The sequence below is a fragment of the Mesomycoplasma hyopneumoniae J genome (assembly GCF_000008205.1).
Lineage (GTDB): Bacteria > Bacillota_I > Bacilli_A > Mycoplasmatales > Metamycoplasmataceae > Mesomycoplasma > Mesomycoplasma hyopneumoniae.
Map to the genome: position 1 here is coordinate 230367 of NC_007295.1, position 20590 is coordinate 250956.

12 protein-coding genes are annotated in these 20590 nt (G+C 29.6%); 8 read left to right on the forward strand and 4 right to left on the reverse strand.

Annotated elements, in window-relative coordinates; genetic code table 4:
• Window position 1: 1 nt before the first annotated feature.
• Window positions 2–832, forward strand: a complete 831-nt coding sequence (locus MHJ_RS01105; protein ID WP_011283987.1) for a Cof-type HAD-IIB family hydrolase — start codon at window positions 2–4, stop codon at window positions 830–832.
• Here the strand turns inward: MHJ_RS01105 and mnmE are convergent.
• Entirely contained in the window at window positions 821–2149 is a 1329-nt protein-coding gene (gene mnmE / locus MHJ_RS01110) for a tRNA uridine-5-carboxymethylaminomethyl(34) synthesis GTPase MnmE (RefSeq protein ID WP_011283988.1), read from the reverse strand. The two genes, MHJ_RS01105 and mnmE, sit on opposite strands and share 12 nt — an antisense overlap.
• Before the next feature lie 43 nt (window positions 2150–2192).
• Window positions 2193–3809: an ABC-F family ATP-binding cassette domain-containing protein gene (locus MHJ_RS01115; RefSeq protein WP_011283989.1), complete on the reverse strand. Its 1617-nt coding sequence runs from the start codon at window positions 3807–3809 to the stop codon at window positions 2193–2195.
• Between the two features lie 169 nt (window positions 3810–3978).
• On the opposite strand from MHJ_RS01115, the gene MHJ_RS01120 reads away from it, so the two are divergent.
• The 7 genes from MHJ_RS01120 (at window position 3979) to MHJ_RS01155 (ending at window position 19109) form a co-directional block, all read left to right on the forward strand.
• Window positions 3979–5031, forward strand: a complete 1053-nt coding sequence (locus tag MHJ_RS01120; RefSeq protein ID WP_044284603.1) for a hypothetical protein — start codon at window positions 3979–3981, stop codon at window positions 5029–5031.
• A gap of 458 nt (window positions 5032–5489) precedes the next feature.
• Window positions 5490–6590 carry an ABC transporter permease gene (locus tag MHJ_RS01130; RefSeq protein WP_011283991.1) on the forward strand — a complete coding sequence of 367 codons (1101 nt, stop codon included), beginning with the start codon at window positions 5490–5492 and terminating at the stop codon, window positions 6588–6590.
• A complete protein-coding gene (locus MHJ_RS01135) occupies window positions 6590–7555 on the forward strand; it encodes an ABC transporter permease (RefSeq protein WP_011206005.1) in 966 nt (321 codons plus the stop codon). Before MHJ_RS01130 ends, MHJ_RS01135 begins: the two co-directional genes overlap by 1 nt.
• Window position 7556: 1 nt before the next feature.
• Window positions 7557–8969 (forward strand): ABC transporter ATP-binding protein, encoded by a 1413-nt coding sequence (locus tag MHJ_RS01140; RefSeq protein ID WP_011206004.1) that lies wholly within the window; start codon window positions 7557–7559, stop codon window positions 8967–8969.
• Window positions 8959–10290, forward strand: coding sequence for an ABC transporter ATP-binding protein (locus MHJ_RS01145; RefSeq protein WP_011206003.1), 1332 nt, complete (start codon window positions 8959–8961; stop codon window positions 10288–10290). The genes MHJ_RS01140 and MHJ_RS01145 overlap by 11 nt, the downstream gene beginning before the upstream one ends.
• Complete coding sequence (locus tag MHJ_RS01150) at window positions 10277–16420, forward strand: PDxFFG protein (RefSeq protein ID WP_044284604.1); 6144 nt, start codon at window positions 10277–10279, stop codon at window positions 16418–16420. Before MHJ_RS01145 ends, MHJ_RS01150 begins: the two co-directional genes overlap by 14 nt.
• A 10-nt stretch (window positions 16421–16430) precedes the next feature.
• Window positions 16431–19109: an ABC transporter substrate-binding protein gene (locus tag MHJ_RS01155; RefSeq protein WP_044284605.1), complete on the forward strand. Its 2679-nt coding sequence runs from the start codon at window positions 16431–16433 to the stop codon at window positions 19107–19109.
• Between the two features lie 90 nt (window positions 19110–19199).
• Here MHJ_RS01155 and MHJ_RS01160 read toward each other — a convergent pair whose 3' ends face one another.
• Both MHJ_RS01160 and MHJ_RS03830 read right to left on the reverse strand, forming a co-directional pair.
• On the reverse strand, window positions 19200–19868 hold the full coding sequence (locus MHJ_RS01160) for a hypothetical protein (protein WP_237697231.1): 669 nt from the start codon (window positions 19866–19868) through the stop codon (window positions 19200–19202).
• 120 nt (window positions 19869–19988) lie between these two features.
• A complete protein-coding gene (locus MHJ_RS03830) occupies window positions 19989–20204 on the reverse strand; it encodes a hypothetical protein (RefSeq protein WP_237697232.1) in 216 nt (71 codons plus the stop codon).
• Window positions 20205–20590 lie beyond the last annotated feature (386 nt).

The following is a 20590-nucleotide window of genomic DNA, read 5'->3' on the forward strand; positions in this document are numbered from 1 at the left end:
AATGAAACTATTTTTTGCTTTTGACCTGGATGGAACTTTATTACGTTATGATAATACAATTCATCCTGAAAATGTAGAGATTTTAAAAAAACTCTATGAATTAGGCCACTTTTTAGCTCTAGCCACCGGCCGAGGACTTTCTGGCTGCCTTGATTTAGCCAAAAAATATCCTTATTTTCATTATCTAGTTTCAAATAATGGAACCTTAGTCCATGATACTAAAACCCAAAAAACCATCAATAATGGTAGCCTTAGCAAAGAAATTATCTTTGATTTGATCAAAGATTGTAAAGCAACTGATTCGATTTGTGCTTTCTCGAGTCCTAATAACCTTTTTGAATTTTCAAGTACAAACAATCATCCCTGACTAAAAAAACAGAAAATAATGGACCTGCACTTCTATGAAAAAGTAGATCAGGATAAATTATATGAAATCATCGAAAAAGAGGAAATTACCCAAGTTGCCTTCCGTAATGATATTCCAGTGATTGCTGAACTTTATAAAAAATGGTCAAAAAAACTAAAAAATATCTATAAAGTAACAATTACAAACCGTATTTTTCTTGACATAAACCCTTTAAATGTTGATAAAGCTAACGGAATTAAGATGCTATTAGAAAAAAATAACCTAAAACCTGACCAGTTAATCGCTTTTGGTGATAGTTCAAATGATTATTTTATGGTAAAATTAGCTCGTTTTGGTTATGCAATGGAAGATTCAACCCCTGATTTGTTAAGCGTTGCTTATCAAAAAATTGGCAATTGTAACTCCGGATCAATTGCCAAAACGATAAAATCACTTTTAGAAAAACAAGAAGAGCTATTTTCCTAGGCAAAATTTTGAAAAAATTGAATCAAGAAGATTTTCATCATCAACTCGGCCAAAAATAGTTTTTAATTCTTTTCAGGCAATTCTGAGATCAACAATTGCAATTTCAGGACCAAAACCAGATTCTAAACTGGTTTTTGCATCTAGAATTGCTAATTTTCCTAGCTCAATTTGCGAAATTTGGAAGGAATTAGCAACAAATTCTTTGTTTTTTCCTAAAAAAGCAAAAATTGACTTGATTTTTTCAAGTAAATTTTCAATTTTTTGATATTTTGCACTGATTAAAATTTCATCTTTAAATTCCTCTTGATTTTCAAGAAGATCTGATTTATTATAAATTTTAAGATAAATCTGATCAGGTCGCGTTTTTGCTTTTAGATCTAAATTTTGCCTGTTTTTTTCACTAGCATCAATAATGTGCAGAATTAAATCCGCTTTTTTGATACTTTCATAAGATTTTTCAATACCGATTTGTTCAATTTTTTCAGTAGTTTTTCTAATTCCGGCGGTATCAAAAAGTTTAAAAAGAAGACCGTCAAGGACAAAATTTCCCTCAACAACATCGCGTGTAGTGCCTGGAATTTCGCTGATAATTGCCTTATTTTCGTTAATTAAAATATTTAAAAGTGAGGATTTTCCGCTGTTGGGCGCTCCGACAAGACAAGTTTTTATCCCTTGATAAATCAGGCGCGAATTATTTGCGATTTTTATTAACTGATCAAAATCGGCTAATAATTGGTTAATTCTTGGCAAAAGCACATCTGAGGTTAAAATTTCAACATCATCATATTCTGGATAGTCAATATTTACTTCAATTATCCCGATAATTTCCTCAATTTTTTCAATTAAATTTTTAATAAAATTAGAACTTTTTCCTAAAAATTGATTTAAAGCTGCTTGATGTTGAACTTTTACCTCAGCATGTATTAGATCATTAATGGCTTGGGCTTTTACTAGATCAATTTTCCCATTTAAAAAAGCGCGGAGACTAAACTCACCTGGATTTGCAAGGCGGGCGAGTTTGGTTTTTAAAATAAGCTCAAGAATTAAATTTGTATTTAGAACACCGCCGTGAGCATTAATTTCTACAGTGTCTTCACCGACAAAATTTTTATTTCCAGCAAATCAGAGCACTAAAACTTGGTCAATTTTTTGGTTATCATCATGAATTCAACCAAAAGTTATCTCCATTGACCTTCCGACTTTACCTAAAAAAATTTTTTCCATAATTTTAAAGGCATTAGGGCCAGAAATCCGAATGATTGAAATTGCCTGGTTTATTTGCCCAGAAGCGATTGCACAAATTGTATCAGAAAGCAACTTAAATTCTCCTATAAAAAATAAAAAATAGAAAAAATTAAAGCTAAATTCCTATTTTTTTCTCATATTCAGCCAAATTCCCTTGAAAAAAAATTGCACTATCTTCTTTGATATCTAAAATAACATTAGCAACTTCGTTGATCAAAGCAAGATTAAAAGTGGTAAAAATTACCCCTGAGTCATAAAGTTTTAAAGCTTCAATGAATGAATCAATCGATTCAGAGTCTAAATGATTAAGTGGTTGGTCAAAAAGTAGGAAATTTGACTCGCTTAACATCATTTTTGCGAACATCAGACGAACTTTTTCACCTCCAGATGTAACTGAAACTTTTTTAAAAACTTGATCGCCATTAAAAAACATCCTTCCAAGAAAACCTCGCATTCTCTGGGTAGAATTATCCTTGTTTTCTGGTTGTAAATTAAGACTTGGCCATTGTGAAATTCAGGATAATAAATCAAGATCGCCGTTAAAAAAACTATCATTATTTGCTGGAAGATAGTCAAATTTGATTGTCGAACCTCAACTGATTGTTCCTGAAGTTGGCATTTCTTTTCCTGTTAAAATTTCAAGTAATTTAGTTTTAACTAAATCATCTTCGGCAAAAATTACCATTTTTTGACCTGGTAAAAGATTAAAAGAAATATTTTGAAATAAAAAATTACCTGTAAGTGGATTTTTATAACTTAAGTTTTCAACATTTAAAACTTGTTTTCCCGGCCGCGGGAAAACTCCAAAACGAATATAAGGATATTTTCGTGAGGAGGGTTTAATTTCTTCTAACTGGATTTTTTCAAGTGATTTTTTCCGGGAAGTTGCCTGGGCTGATTTTGAAGCATTTGCTGAAAATTTGGCAATAAATGCTTCTAATTTGGCGATTTGCTCCTCTTTTTTAGCATTAGCATTTTTCTGGAGTTCCTTTAGTAGTTCTGATGATTGTTTCCAAAAACTGTAATTTCCGGTAAAAATTTTTATCTCGCCATAGTCAATATCAACTGTATGTGTGCAAACTTGGTCTAAAAAATCGCTGTCGTGGCTAACAATTAGAACAACGTTTTTATAATTAATTAGAAATTCTTTCAGTCATTTAATCGCTTTAAAATCAAGGTGGTTGGTCGGCTCATCCATTATTAAAATATCGGGGTTGCCAAAAAGTGCTTTTGCAAGGAGAACTTTGACTTTATAGCCGGATTTTAAATCTGACATCTTACTATTTCAGTATTTTTTGGGAATTTCAAGAGCAGAGAGCAAAATTTGGGCATCATTTTCCGCGCTTCATCCTCCTAGGAGCCCGAATTTTTCCTCAAGTTCGCCAGCGCGGTTATAATCTGCTTCAGTTGCATCAGGATTTGCATAAATTTGATCTTTTTCTTGTTGGATTTGGTATAATTTTTGGTTCCCCATTATTACAACATCGGTGACATTGAATTCATCAAACTCAAAATGATTCTGTGATAGAACAGAAATTCTTTGGTTTTGTGAGATATGAATAGAGCCTGAACTTGGTTCAATAAGTCCTGCTAAAATTTTCAAAAAAGTGGATTTCCCAGCACCATTTGCGCCGATAATGCCATAAGTATTTCCTTCTGTAAATTTTAAATTTACATTTTGGAATAAAGTTTTATCAGCAAAGATTTTCGATAATTCTCTAACTTCTAGCATTTTATTTTCCTTTAATTCTAATTTTTTATGGTATAATATTATACAATAAAATTGAAAAATAACTAGTTTAAATTTTCATCTTTTTCCATTTATTTATTGTCTCTTATTAAATTTATCAAAAAAGAAAGTGAAGTTTAAAAAATATCGCTCTTTTTAATTAAAAATCAAAATGTTAAAAAAAAAATTTAGAAAAATTTTAGCTTTATTCTTGCCAGTTCCACTTGTTTTTTTAACTTCTTATTCTTGTTGAAGTTCACGAATTAAATCAATTAGATCAGCAATTAATGAAAATTTTGGGCCAGATTTTGAACTACCAGAAAAACAGGGAGTTTTTAAAAAACAAGATCCAAGATCATTTGATCTTTATGTATCCGAAGTTAATGCAATGCAGTTAAAATGATTTTTAAATAAGTCAAGTTTAATTGACTTATCCCAGGAAGAAAAAAACAAAATTTATGCTTCAAAACTCGCAAGATATTATGTTTTTGATAACAAAAATCGAATATTAGCAGATGAGGATAAATTTAAGGCAGAGCAGGACATTAACCCTACCTTTTTAAAAAAAGTCTTTGAAAAAGCAGCTAATTCTTACTCAGGAGACAAAACAAATAATCAAGGAGAGTCTAATAAAAATAGTTTTGAGAAACTAGATAATTTTAAAATTTACCGCGAGATTTCAAAAATTTTTGATTCTAACTGGCGTTTTCTTGAGGTTAGACTTATAAAACCAGGGATAATTGTACCTGATAAAAAAAATTATATTTTAATAAATGCTTATAAGATTTATTATACAAATCCTGTTGATTTTGAAAAGAAAAATGAGGCAGAAAAAACTGAAAATACTGAAAATCAAGCCCAAAACAATAAAAACTGGCGAATTAAAGCTCCAAATCAAAAACCAGTCACGCTTTTACGACTTCATTGATATAATAAAAATTTAGAAAATCCTTTTAAAATTGAGTTTAATTCAATTGAAAATCCAAATTCTGAATATGACTTACAAATGATAAATGATATTGACCAACCCGAGTCAATAGCTGATTTTGACTTTAATTTTTCAAGGATAAATTCTAAAAATACCTCAGAACCACTTGAAATTTTCCATTCAGAACCATTTATTCGTCTAGTTTCGCAAAGTTTTGCAATCCCTTTTGATGGTGAAATTACAGATTTTGAAGCTGAGGATTTTAAATTTAAATACGTGTTTAACGAAAAAAATTAAATTTTTTATAATTTTATATTAAATTTACTATTTTTCTTCAATATAATAAAAAAAATTTCAGATTTTTCCATTATGGTAGAAAAAAACGTAAAAAATTATAATTTTTTACGTTAAAAATAAAAAATAGCAAAATTTTTACCAATTTTTATTTTTTATGGTATATTTATAATTAGTCTTTAAAAAACGAAAGGGTGAAGATGCAAGCAAAAAACAATTTATCTCAATTTGTGAATATGATTTTTTCTTATAAAATCAATTTTTTTGCATTTTTATTTTTGAATATTTTTTCTAGATCTTTCTCAATTAATAAAATTAAGCAAATTTTGAATAATAAATCAATTAACTGTTTGCCGTTTTCGAATCTAATAATTATATAATTTAAAAAAAATATTAGATGAGAAACGGGTTAAAAAACCCGTTTTTTTATTTTAAATATAAATAACGAAGAAAGGAACAAAATGTCTTTAAAAAACGAAGAAGGCCAGCGTCTTGGGCCAGGTTCTAATATCCTAAATTTTTCGGTTTCGAAAATAAATCCAAAAAGTATCGATTATAATCTCATTTATTCAGTTGTAAAACATAAAAAAAGTCGGTTTTCTTGACTTAAATATATAAACTTTGAATCTTTTGCATTTCGATTTTTTAAGAAAATTACTAAAATTTTTCTTGAATTTGTAATAGTAGCTTGAATAGTTGCAACTTTGGTTTTCTTGTTAATTGATTCTATTCCCGGAGATCCAAGTTTTCTTGATGGACTAACAGAGGCCCAAAAAACAGCAGAAAAACAACTTTATGGACTAGATTTACCACAAGCACAACGTTATTTTAATTATTTATGAAAGTTTATCCATTTTGATTTTGGAATTTCTTATAGTTTAAGGCCGCGTGTTGAAATTAGTGATTTTATTTGGCAAAGATTTTTTACCTCATTTTCAATTGGTATTGTCTCAGTTGTTCTTACAATTCTAATCGGTGTTCCCCTCGGAATTGCTGTTGGTAAAAATCCAGGTAAATTTTTGGATAATTTTGCAACAATTTGGATTGCGGTTTTTTCATCAATTCCGTCACTAGTTTTTGCTTTACTTTTATTAATTTTTGGCCAAAAGACTGGAATTCCTTATATTTTTAATATTCAGGATTTTTCTACTTTTGTCCTTCCAGCGATTGCACTTTCAATTGGATCGGTAATTAGTTATGTCCGTTATATTCGGTTTGAGCTAAATAATGAGCTAAATTCGATGCATGCAAAGTTTGCTTATCTAAAAAATTTAACAAGAAATCGTTTTGTTTGAACTCATGCTCTTAAAGCTTCGCTTTTTCCAATTGCAACTTTTTTCCCAATTGTTGTTCTTGGCTCATTTATTGGATCAATTTTTGTTGAAAAGATTTTTTTAATTACCGGTTCAGGAGGTATTATGATCGATGCAATTCAGTCAAAAGATAATAATATCATTCTTTTTTTGGTAATAGTTTATTCACTTTTGACAATAATTTCCTATACTTTAAGAGATATAAGTTATGAATTACTTGATCCGCGAATTAGAAGGAGAGCAAAATAATGACCCATTTTCCTTCAATTGAGAAATATATTGACCAAAACTTAAAACCAAACCCATTTTTACAACCTTTTTCTTATAAAATGTGGAAATTGATGGTTGCTCAGGCCAAAAACTTTGATCGAAATTATTTTGGTAAACCTCGGAATAATTTCTATGAAGTTTTTTTAAGATTTTCACGTTCATTTTCCGGAGTTTTTGGTCTTGTTACTATTGGATTTATGCTAATTTTAGCACTAATTATTCCATTTACAACCGGATCGCCGACAGAATTACGTCCTAATATGAAAAATATTAACTATTTTAGTCAAGGATTTATTCTTGGAACTGACTCACAAGGTCGCGATGTTTGGGCATTTTTATGGCACGGGCTGCGTTTTTCGTTAATTTTAAGTTTTATTGTTGCTCTTTTTGATGTAGCCTTAGGGACTTTATTTGGGACCTTAATGGGAAATTTTGATCTTTTTGATAAAATTTTTACTTTTATTATTAAGATAATTTCTAATATCCCAACAATCTTAGTAATTATTTTGATGACTTTGGTTCTTCGGCCAAGTTTTTGAGTTCTAATTTTGTCTTTTTCACTTACAGGGTGAATTGGACTTGCAAATCAAGTTCGAGCCCAAATTAAAAGAGCAAGAAATTTTACTTGGGTGATTGCCTCTAGAGTTTTAGGTACCCCTTCTTATAAAATTCTTTATAATTTTGTCCCGGTAATTATTCCGCTTTTAATTACAAATATCGTTTTTGTAATTCCTGGAACAATTCTTGGTGAAACTGGACTTGCATTTATTGGACTTTCACTTCCAAATGTTGCTACTTTAGGTAATGCAATTAATGCGGGAATTCCAATTGTAACTTTATATCCCCGTTATGTTTTAATTCCTGCATTTTTCTTAATTTTACTTACCTCTTCAATTCAAATGATTGGAAATTCAGTTCAGGATGCCCTAAGGAGGCAAAGATAAAATGATTTCGTATTTTTATTCAAAATCAGCACCGCAGTGTCTTAAAACTGAAAATCCCAGATTTTGTTATAAACTAAATAAAAATTTAGTAAAATTTCAAAAAGAATTAGATCTATTAAAACAGAAAAAACTTGCACCAAAAGAATATGAAAGCCAGTTTAGTGATCTAAAAGAAAAATTTTTAGCTTATGAAGTTAATATAAAAAAACATTATCAGGCAAAAAAATCCTATAAATTACGTGCTATTTGAGATCGGATTCAAAAATATTGACATACAAGCTTTAACAGATCCCATTTTGATTTTGAAGCATTTTCTAAAAATGTTGAATATAAACAAATAGGAAATAAACGTCATAAAATTGTTGCCCAGATCAAAAATTTAAACCTTTCCTTTGTCAATCCAGCAAATCCCGAGATTAGAAATATCGTGATTCGTAATGCCTCAATTGATTTTTATGAAGGCGAAATTCATGCCTTAATTGGCGAGTCTGGTTCAGGAAAATCAGTAATTACTTCTTGTCTTTATGGTCTTGTCGGTCAAAACGGGGTAATTGAATCAGGTGAAATCAAACTTTTTAACAATCCAGTGCAAAATTTTGATTTTCGTGCTTGAGAACTTTCAAATTATCGGGGAAAAGTTATTTCAGCTGTCTTCCAGAATCCGATGTCAACTTTAAATCCAACAAAAAAAATAGGCATCCAAATTATGGAAGGAATGTTATTAAACAAGATTGTTAAAACGAAAAAAGAAGCCTATGAAAAAGCACTTTTATATCTTAGAATGACCAAAATTGCTAACCCGGAAATGGTTATGAAATTATATCCCCATGAGCTTTCAGGAGGTATGATTCAAAGAATTGTGATCTCAGCAATTTTATCACTTGAACCTAAAATTATCGTTATGGATGAACCAACAACAGCTTTGGATACAACCGTGCAAGCTTTAGTTCTTGATATTATCCGCGATCTCCAAAAAAGACTAAAAATTACAATTATTTTCATTACTCACGACCTTGGAGTTGTCGCTTCTCTTGCAACTTATATCTCAATTATGTATGCTGGTCAAGTTGTCGAGGAAGGTACAAGAGATGAAATTCTTTTAAATCCAAGACATCCATATACTTGAGGGCTAATTACTTCAATGCCTGATGTCAATAAAGGCGAACGACTTCAGTCAATTCGCGGGGTTGTTCCTTCTTCTTTAAATTCAATTGTTGGCGATGCTTTTGCAGTTAGAAACGATTATGCCTTAGAACAAGATTTTTTTATTGAACCTAAATTTTACAGAATAAGTCCAACTCACCGAGTCAAATCAGCTTTACTTGATCCAAAAGCACCAAAAGTTGTCCCACCAAAAATTATTTACCAAAAATGACTGCAATTTGCAAAGATGAGGCAAGAAAATGGAAGATAAAAAAAGATTTTACCTAGAAAAAAATAGTTATTTTTTTGGCAAGATAGTAAAAAATATTTACCGCGCCCTTACACCCGGTATTGAAAAAATGCTTGAATTTAAAGGCAAATCACCAATTGTCAGCTTTCGAAATGTTGATATTACCTATGGAAGTGGTTCAAGAAAAAACAAAGTAATTCATGATATTAGTTTTAATATTTATGAAGGTGAAGTTCTATCCTTTGTTGGTGAATCTGGTTCTGGAAAATCAACAACAGGTTCAGCACTTGCGGGTTTAGTTCCCCGTAGTTTTGGTCAAATTGTAATTAACGGATTTGAGCTACCAAAAAATATCCGGAAAATAAAGGCAAAAATTCTTGGAAAACTAGTCTCAAATGTGCAAATGATTTTTCAAGATCCATTATCTTCATTAAATCCTTATAAAAATATTTATGATGTAATTACAGAAGGTCTTGTAAATTTAGAACAACGCCAAAAAGGTTCAACGAAAATTTTATTTTCACAACATTATTACCAAAATACATTTGAATCTTTAGTTTCTGCCCTTAAAAAGCAAAAAATTTCTCCAGAAATTATCCAGCAAATTAATAATAATTTCTATAAAAATACAAAGGACATTCCTGTTGAAAATTTGTTTAAAACTCTAATAAATTACCTTGAAAAACTAAGAGTTATCGAGACTAAAATTATTGACTATATTCAAAAAAAGTCTTTATTTTTACAGGATTTTTTAAAAAAACCACTAAAAGATATTACCTATAAATATGTTATTGACATGTTAGCCTCTGTTGGACTTGATAGCTCAGTTTTATCCCGTTATCCACTTGAATTCTCAGGGGGTCAACAACAAAGAATTGGAATTTGCCGGGCTTTATTATTAAGACCAAAAATTCTTGTTGCCGATGAACCAATTTCAGCTCTTGATGTTTCAATTCAAGCACAAATTATTAATATTTTTAAGGATTTAAAAGAAAAATATAACCTGACAATCTTTTTTATTTCCCATGATCTACGAATGGTTGAATATATCTCTGATCGAATTGCGGTAATTTATCGGGGAAGAATTTTAGAAATTGGGCCTTCAAAGGAAATAATTAAAAATTTTTTGCATCCTTATACAAAATCATTAATTGAATCAATTCCAACAATTGAATCAAAACGAGGATCGCTTGCTGGTTATGTCTATGATCCAAAAATACATCAATATGATGAAAAAAATCAACCTCAATGAATTAATTTAGGAAATAATCACTATATTTTAGCAACTTTTGCCGAACTAAAAAGGTGAAAATTAGGAGACTATAATTATGAAAAAATCTAATATTTTGCTTAGTTATTTATTAGCAGGCGGAATTCTTGCTGGGGCTTCAGCCGGAATTATGGGTGGAATTAAAATCTATTCAGAAAATAATGAACTAGGTGTCTATGATATTGATGTCCAATCAGATGAAAAAGTTGATATTAAAGATGATCAACTAGTCTATGCAAATTTTAAAAATGCCCAGGGCCAAACAGTTGCTGCTTTTGAGAATCTAAAAGATCCAAAAACAATTTTACTTGATCCTAAAGTAAAATCTGAAAAAAGACGGTTTAATGAAGTCGAATTTGCCGATTGGTTTGCCGATAATTATAATCGGCAAACACCAATTTTTGAACTAAAAATTGGATCAATGCGTTTTGTTAATGAATATTGAGATTCACTTTTACCTTCAGAATTTATCAAATATGCCCAATGATTTAACAAAAATGTTGCTTGAGGACCAGATGCAATTACTCTTGAACATTTTGCCTTAAAAAAAGGGGTTACAAGATCTGGGAATAATTTATTATTAGGACAACATGCAACTGAAAGAAAAGAAGTGACAAAAATTGAGTTCTATCCTGATTCATTTTTTGGTTCTTTTCCAATTTATTCAGCCCTTACTGGAAAAGGAAATAGCGATGATAATCTAACTTATAAAATTTTTCATAATCCAATTTCAAAAGAATCACTTGATAAGTATTTTGAATCAATTCCAACTCAGCAAGTTTTAGCAAATTATGATAAATCCAAAGTAAGTGCCGGAATTCCGGCAATTGATTTAGTCGAAAATGAAGATATTTATTTTTATGATTTAGTAAAAATTCTTAAAAAATCTTTTCCACAAAACAAAGAGATTCAAGATAAATTAGCCAAAATTACAAATGAGGAAAATTTTTTTGTCTTTGCCGATCCAAAGCAAAATCTTGATCAAGTCAAGAAAAAATTTGAATTAGCAATTCTAATGCTTGCCGATGAAAAGGATATCCAATTACCGCAGAATTTTCAACTTATTTTCCCAGAAGATTTTACAAAAACTCGGAAAATTAAGTGAATTCGAAGCGCATTATCTCCCTTCAATCAACAAATAAAACATGATGCAAATAATATTCCCCAAGGTGTTTTTTTACTTAAACTTGAAGATTTAATGTCAGAAAATCCTTCTAAACAACCAAAAGATCTTCAAAATCAAGCACAAAAACCAACACAAACTAGTGATCAAGGAAAAAAACCACAAGTTCAGCAACCAAATCAAAGCCAAGCTCAAACAAAAGATTTCCGCTTTTCAATAAATCAGCAAATGAAAGCGAATCGTGTTGCCCTCATAGTTGGGGAATTAACAACGAAAATTCACCAAAAAGCTGAAAAAATTGCAAAAGAAGGGTTTTTTGATCTTTATAATATTAATCATCCTGTTGGAAAAATAATTGCAATTTACCAAAATAGTCCAGAAAATCGCTTATTTTTGCCAGTTGATTCCAAAAATCCAGCCTTAGAAGCCGAAAATGAATTTATAACCCAATTTGATGCAAGTAAATTTTCCACCTATGAAATAAAAACAGCAAAAAAATTATCAAATTATAAATTAGAAATTGAACTTGTTGACCAAAAAGATAAAAAGTCAATTAAAAAAATTATTTTTGACCTTGATCCAAAAGGTAAAAATTATCAAAGTCAACTTGAAGAATTTAGTAGTTTTAAAATTGCAATTGACTGGAAAAACCGGGCAATTCCAAGAGTTATTCAGGAAATTGAAACTTTAAAAGACGGTAAATCAACAACTGTTTATCAACTTTATGCTGAAGTTTTTGATGGACTAATTGATAAAGTTCTAAACCATCGAAAAACTAATGGTGAAAAACTTGTCGGAACTTATATTATATCAGAAGTTGATCCAAAAACAGGACTAAAAACCTATCAAACAAAACAAGGTAGTTTTATTGGATATTCCCAATCATCCCGAATTCCTTATATTTCCCTTTTAAAAGCCTCCTCGCCATTTTTTAAAACTACGGGAATTAACTACCTTAAATATGTAGGCGCTCATGAATATGGTCATCACCAAACACTAAATTATGCCCAGGATATTTCCGATCCAGATTCAAGTATTATTCTTGATGCGATCTCAACAAATACCGGGATTGGTTTGCAATCTTTTTATAATTTAGATGTTCTAAGAAAATATCTCCATGCACGTTCTTCGGGTCTAGACTTAAGAAAAGCAGGGCCGAGTTTAGAAGCGCAAAAAAATGGAATTTATCCAAATTTTACTTTTAATCGCGATAATAAATTTGAAAGTGAAGTCGATATTTATGGATCAAATGAAAATGATGAGGTTGATTCATTATTAACTAATAAATCTCGGCGTTTTTTGCAGACAATTGATGGTCTAAAAACCGCGGCTGACTTAAGAAAGTTAAAATTATACGATCTTTTCCTTTTAAATTCAATTGATCCAGAATCTGCAACTATTAATCCTTCAATTAAAGATTCAGCAAAATTTTTTAGAAATGACTGGCAGACAATCGAGGATCAAAGTAAAAAAGGATTTATAAATTCTACTGAATCCAAAAGTTTATTTGGAAATTCATTAACAGATGCAGCAGGAAACTTACTTGAATTTGATGAAAAAGGTAAATTAATCGTTGCCGAATTTAAGGAATCTGAGGATAAAAGAACCTTCAGTGATCTTAAAGTAAAAGTGTTTTTTGCAAATGGAAGACCAGCAATTGATTCGACAATTTTTACAAAACCAAACAGCCTTAGTGAATTAAAAGCAAAAATTGCTGAGATTCAAAAAGCATTTTCTGATAATGTTGTTTCTAACTTCGACAATAATGGCTGAGATACAAAAGCCGAAGGATTCTCCCGTTTTCTTCCTTCTAATCCTTTTTTTGCTAAATCACTTAGTGCAATTTTAGCAAATAATGCCGAAAAAGAAGCATTTTATGGGACAAAAATTGCCGATAATCCATCTAAATTAGAAATTAGTGTTGAACTTCCTAGTTCAGTTTTTGATCCTAGTCAAATTCTTAGTATTGTAAAAAGGTATATAAAAGATGAAGAAGCAATTAAATTAGGTGAAAAATTAGTTCAAGATAGTAAAGGCAAATTAGATTTTCCTACTTTTCTTTCAATTTTAAATAAAGAAGAACTTACTAATGGTAATTCTTCAGCAATAACCAAATTATTTGAAAAAATTTTTCTAACTCCGATAACAGAGAAAAAAGATTTATATACCGATCTTAGAAATATCACCTATTTCCGTGATTCTTTAGTTGGAAAAATTGATTTAGCTGTTGAATTTATTCAAAATATTTATAATATTTATTTTGAATGACTCCAAAATCAAAGCCTCGGGATAAATCAGGCCCTAAATACTCCAAAACCAAATACTACCCCGGATAGAAAAGCTCTTGTTTTAAAAAGTTACTGAAACTTTGTAGTTTCTGACCAGATTTGGAATAATTTAGACAAAATTTTTATTATCAAAGGTGAAAAAAATCCTGAAAAAATACCTTCTCGGTTTTTTTCTGCAATCCGAAATTTCCATCGATTAACACCGAATGTTTATGATAAAAATTTTGTTAACTTAACACAGGGGGCAGTTTTCGCTTCAAGTCACCTTGGAAAATTAATTTCAATTAATGGAAATGAATATTATCAAAATCCAAAATATGACTTTCTTGCTACAGTTACAAGTGGGGGAAAAAATTATCTTGTCCTTGATCATTCAGAATTTGATGTAAAAATTCGATCTTTAATGCGAAGATGAATTTCGCCACTTGGGAATTTGCTTAAATTTGATAAGGTTTTACTTGAGGATAAAAATACAAATCCGAAATTAAATCCATTTTTTGGAATTGCTCAGGATTTTAAATTTAAAATAGGTCCAGATCAAAAAATTGATACTTCAAAAATTTATTTAGATGCCTGGGATAAAACGCTTTTTGGTTTTGATTATAATAATAATTATTTTGGATTTCAAAATGAACAAAAAGAAACTGTATTTTCAAGTATTTCTGATTTTATTGAGTTTATCTCAATTGATCCTTTCGCCCTTAGAGTAACAAAAAATGGCGAAGATTTTATCCGAAATTGAAGTCTTGATTATGTAAATTCTAAATTTGATTTATATAGATATGCTTTTGATAGGCTTCAAAAAGAAAAATTTGTTCTAAAATCTAGCACAAATAATCAACTTACCTGGAAAAAGGAGCTAAAATCTACAGAAATTATTGGAAAACTTTTAGCTAATTTTGAAATTAGCTCTGAAAAATTATTAGAAAATTTACAAAAATATGCAAATTTTCTAATGGAAGCTTTCGATAAATCAACGCTTAATTTGTTACTTAAAAATTCTAAAATTGAAAACAAAAATATTGATCCTTTATTTTTATCTTCAATTGGATTTATGGGATTTAAAAATTATGCCCGTAAAGTTGATGAAAATTCATTACCAGCAACAAAATTTGGTAAATTAACAAATCTTGATAGAATTAAAACACCTGAGACAACTTGGTTGACTTTTTCAACTTTCCTAAAAGAAAATTCACTTGTTTTCGATAATGAAGATTTTGTTAATGATGATCTTAATAATTCAAATAAATCACTTGTATATAAATGGATTTTAAATTTCTTAGAGGATAAAAAAATTGAATTTAAAGATCTTGATTTATTTAGATTACAATATCTAGTCGGAACAAAAACCTTTGCTGATTATACACAGGAAGATGGTCTTATTAAACAAATCCAAAGAATGGATGTCGATCTTGGACTTTCTTGGCTAAGATCGAAAAATTTAGCAAGATTTGAAACTCGTGCCGATGATTTCTTCTCTAATTATGTCTATTCTTTCCCTGAATCTCTAACTCGTGATTTTGTCCAAATTCATTATTCGCCAAGTACCGAGGAACTTGATAATATCTCCCCATTATTTAAAAAAATGACGGAAGCAAATACTGGAAATGAGTATTTTGTTGATGGAATTTATACAAGAAAATGAATAAAAAATTTCATTCCGGCCTTTGATATTTCCCAGGCCTATGCCCAAAATTTAATTTCCCGGTTTAGCAATTTCTTCCTTACAAGTTTTGTAATAACAAGAAACAACGAGAATCTTGAAAAATTATATCAAAATTTACTAAAAGCATTTAAAAATGCCCAAAGTAAAAATTTATATCAAAAATTCAATGACTTATCCAGTCAGCAAGAAGCTGAAATTAAGAAAATTATTGGATCTCAAGAAATTCCGTCTAAATTCATTGATAAAGTTCTCCAAGAAATTGAAAACGTAGACAAAATCAATGAGATCTCCAGTAAAATCAATAGGCAAAAAGCCGATCTTTTCAGCGAACTAACAATTGAAGTTAACCGAATTATGCAAGATTATCAAGGCGAACTTGGAAATTATAAAAATTATCATAATCTTAATATTCAGCCAGTTGTCGGAAATAAAACCTGAATAAACGGCTATATTAATAAAAATGTCTTAACAAATAACGGGTTTTTCAAAGATCGTTTCCAAAGAAAAGTACTTAATTGAGAATTATATGATGATAATTTAGAGTCGGTAAAAGATCCAAATATTCGAATTAAAAATCTAAATGGAGAAAAAGTCGATAATCGTGCCGAGGCATTTTGGTATTATTCTCTTAAAACTCAAGGTGTAGGCCAAAGATCAGTTTCGGGAATCTGGCGGGATTCAAAACATGATAAGGTTGCTTTTTGGGGATTCTTTAAATCTCAAGATGCAAATAAGGCCCATTTTCTAACATTAGAAGATGAATCTACTGGTCAAAAATTCTACATTCAACTAGCTACAAAAGGGACAAACAATATTTTTTATCTAAAAAAACAAGCAGATCTTAGCTCTAAATGAACGCTTGAAAATGAAGGTTATAAATCCTGAGTTTCAGCTTGGTCAATTATTGGGGAGTTTAAAAATGCCCTTTTAAGACCCGGTGTTTCTGGAATTAAAAGATTTAGAATTTATTTCTCTGATCAAAAAAGACAAGAAATTAAAGGATTATTTACTTTAGGTAATACAAAATTCATCGCCGAAAATGGAAAAAACTATCAAACAGCACCAACTTATATTGAAAAAACCGCAAAAGGTAACTATTTGGTAATAAGGCCACAATTTAAATAAAGGGAAAATCATGAAAAAAATAAAAAAACTTTTAATTTTAAACACTTTTTTTCCAATTTCGCTGCTTTCATTAGTTTCTTGTAAAAGCGCCCTTGAAAAAAATCGGCAAGATTTTGACTTTGGTGTTGCAACTCCGACAGTTAATACACTAAATTATATAAAGAATAATTCAGCTCATGATATTTTAAATTCACTTGTTGAATCATTTGTAAAACCTGGGCCTTCGGCTTCTAAATCTTATGGAGCAAAACTAAATCTGCCCGGAATTTCTTTTGAATTATATAAAACAAGTCTTCCTTCTTCAAGTGGAAATGAAATTATGGAAAATCCTGCTTTGATCTCAACAGCTGCATCTTCTTATCAAATTAGTGATTTTGGAATGACTGCGGGGGTAGTTTCTCCTTCAAATGGCGGAGGTAAATCCTTTATTGGAATTCAGAATGAGAGTCAATCAATTGTTTCAACAACAATTTTTTTAAATCAAGGGGCCTCAAAATGATCAAATAAACAACCTGTGGTTGCCCAAAATTTTATTGATTATATTCTTTATGTGCTAAATATTAATGTTGCCTCCCCAAATTTAGTTAAAACTTTATCGCTAAATATCAAAAATGCCCAACAAATTAACTCGCTTCAACAAGATTATGTCTCAAAATTTGGAAGTCCTTATCGTAATCCTTTTGGTCAAAAAAGTTATAAAAAAGATGCAAAAACTGGGAAAGTCAGTCTTGATTTTGACCAAAAAGTTTTCCAGTCACAAAATAAAGGTGATCAAGATTTTGTCGATCAATTTCAGAAACTTGCAAGTGGCTTTGGAATGTATACAGGTCAAATTTTTGAGCAGATGACAAATAAAGAAGTAGTCGAACTTGTTCAGGCAAACTTATCACTAAATCCAGATTTTAACTATAAATCCAAAGAAATTTATGTAATTGAAAATGGTAAAAAAACTACGATAAAACTTACAAGAAATCCATTTTTAGATCCAAGCCAAGTTTTTGATGGCCCAAATTTAGTCCCAAGATATGATTTTTTACCTGGTGATGAATATGGACTTCGAATCCAATTTGAAGACTCAGGTGCCAAAAAATTTATTAATTTATTCCAGCAAATTATCAGACCTGAATCCCTAAGACCGATTAATCGTGAATTTGTTGAGATTAATGCCGGGGGAATTGATAATTTTGGAACTGATCTTTCAAAATTTATGACAAATGGCCCCTTTGATATCACCGAGATCAACTGGGGTTCCCAAGGTTCAATGATTCTTGAAAAAAATCAAAGTTATTATTCGGCTGATAAAACAATTCCAAGTAAAATTAAAATATTTTTTGCCGAACAGCCCGAACTTCTTTCTTCACTTTTTTTAGATGGGTATATCGCCAAAACAAAAATTCCAACTACTTTTCAATCAAAATTTTGATCTGAAAACAAAACAAGACAGTATATGCAAAAATTAACCGGTTATGGGACGATTGGAATTCAACTAAACCTTGATAATGTTAAAAAAGGACAGTCCTGATTACAAGATCCAGATCTTAGAAGAGCAATTTTATATGGGATTAATAGGGTTGATCTTTTGAATTTATACGGCCTTGATCATTCTTTTGCCCAAACTACTTGGTCAAATTTTGACGGGATTCTAACCGCTCGGGGTTATCCACTTGAGACTTTCTTAGGAGATCGAAAATATAAATCTGAGTTTAAAGGAAAAGATGGTAAAGAGCTTGAATTTCCTGTTTTAGCCCAGAATTATAAAAAACATTTAGCAAAAAGTGTATGATTTGAGGCTGTTCCAAGAAAAGATGAAATTTATAATCCTCAAGTTGCAAAGTTTTTCCTTGATCGGTTTAGGAAAAAATACCCAAAAGTTGCTAAGGTTAGTCTAAATTTTATTTATAAAGATGATAATGAAGAAAAAGTTGCCACTGGTCTTCAAGATATTCTTTCGCCAAATACAAATAATTTTATCCAGATTGAACCAGTAAGACTTCCTGATGGGATTTATCAACAACGGATTGCTAAAGGTGAATTTGATTTTACAATGAAAAATTTTGACTTTTTCAACATCGGAAGTGCCCAACCCCATTCTTATATTAAAGCTTTTTTTAATTCTGATGAGATTTCTCCCCGCGATAATAAGTTTTCCGGACTTGAGTCAAATCCAGCCGCTTCACTTACTTATTGGAAAATGTGGAACTCACTTACAAAAGAGGAGAAAAATGCTTTAGTAAAAAGGCTTGAAATTTCTCCTATTTATCTTGCAAAATTTGAGGAGTTAATTACAAGAAAAATTAAGCTAGATAATCAAAAAAATCCGATTTTTAAAGAGGTTTTTCTAAATAAAGAACTAAAAGACAAAGCACTAGATATTAATCAAAAGCCAATTTTAATACCGGAATATGAAGAAAGTCTTGATCAATATAATGCTCGGATTGATGCTTTTTTTAATGGTCTTTTTAGTGAACAAGAGAAAAAAGAGGGTTGGACCCAAAATAAGGTTTTTGATTTTATAGTTATTTTTGAAAAAATTATCCGCGAATTTGTTCCAATTATCCCAATTATGGAGGTTGATACTTACTGAATTATTAACCGAATTCGTGCAGGCGATAGTAACTCTTTCCAATTTGCATTTGATGTTGAAAACATCAAAGTTAATTATCTAAGTCCTGAAGATGGTAAAGAATAGAAGCTAATTTTAGTCTCTGAATTTAAAAAAGTACTATAAATTTATAGTACTTTTTTATTTTTGAGGTTAAAAATTTAGCATATAAAAGATTTAAATTTCAGGTTTGGGAAAAAATATAGCCATAGATTTTCTAAAATAATTATAAACCGAATTAGTAGAATTTCTCATAAGTTGGTAAGAAATCTTGTATAAAAAGTTTCTTGTAAAAATAACTACCACTAACGTAAAACAAAAATATGGTATAAAAAGAAGAAATAAGCCAAGACCTTTAAGGGAATTTTTATCAGATTTTGTTGCCATAGCAAATCTAGTAAACCATCCTTTTTCGATTATATTCGGAATAGTTTCAATAAGAATTGTTAATAAGACAAAAAAAGTAAATAAGATAAAAAAAGAACAAATTCGAGAATAAAAAATTCGTAAATGAACTTTATATAGGAATTGTTTTTTGTCGTTTTCGAATTGAATTTCGTCCGGATTTAATTCAATTTCACGAATAATCATATTAAATCGATTAAGAAATAGAGGGGAAAACGGAGGTTTGATAACAAAATTATAGTATTTTGTATCAAATTCATTATTTGATAGAATTAATGCTTCACGTTTGTATTTTCTAATAAATCATCAACCTTTAAATAAAAGATAAGATAAAGGAAAAATAATTAAAAAATATACAACAAGTCGGAACCATATAATAGTTTTATCTATAGGAATTTTGGAACTAATAAAAATAAGAGCGAGTAATGAGCCTAATCCCACAATAAAAATAAAGCTAAATATTTTAAAGGTTGTATTTAGGAATAAACAATAAAAAAATAAACTAACTGATTTCATAAAACAAATTAGTAACTTAATACTTCATCCATTGCTCTTTGGATTCTATTTATTCAATCCTGGATAGTGAGAGGTTGATATTCAGTAAATGAACTTCTTTTTTACGTGATTTTTGTTTTTTTTATTTTTGATTTTGCTCAAAAAATTATCTTCAATTATGGCAAATAAATTTTTTAATTTATTTTTTAGATTTTCCTCATAAGGTTGAGCAACAACAACATTACCCAAGCTCAAAAGGTTATTTAATTCTAAATTTTTCATTTTAATAATTCCTAAATTCACGATATAATTACATTTTGCCATAAATAACAAGAAATTGAAATATTTTTTTAGATAGTTTAGCAAATTATTCAATGTTTTACTATAAAAATTTCAGAATAATAAATATTTTATCCAATTAATTTTTTTCTATTAAACCTAATGTTTTAAATAAAAAACATTATTTCTGGAATTTTTTTATTATTTAATAGGAAAAGTGAAAAGATTTATGAATATTTAAAAAATTTAAAATTATGTATTTTTCGAATAAAAAAATGAAAATTAGTTTACCAAATATTAAATTAATTCAAAATAATAATGAAAATTTAATAAACGTTATCCAGGGAAGTTTTGCGCTAAATTTTTATGGCTTAATTAATAGAATACCA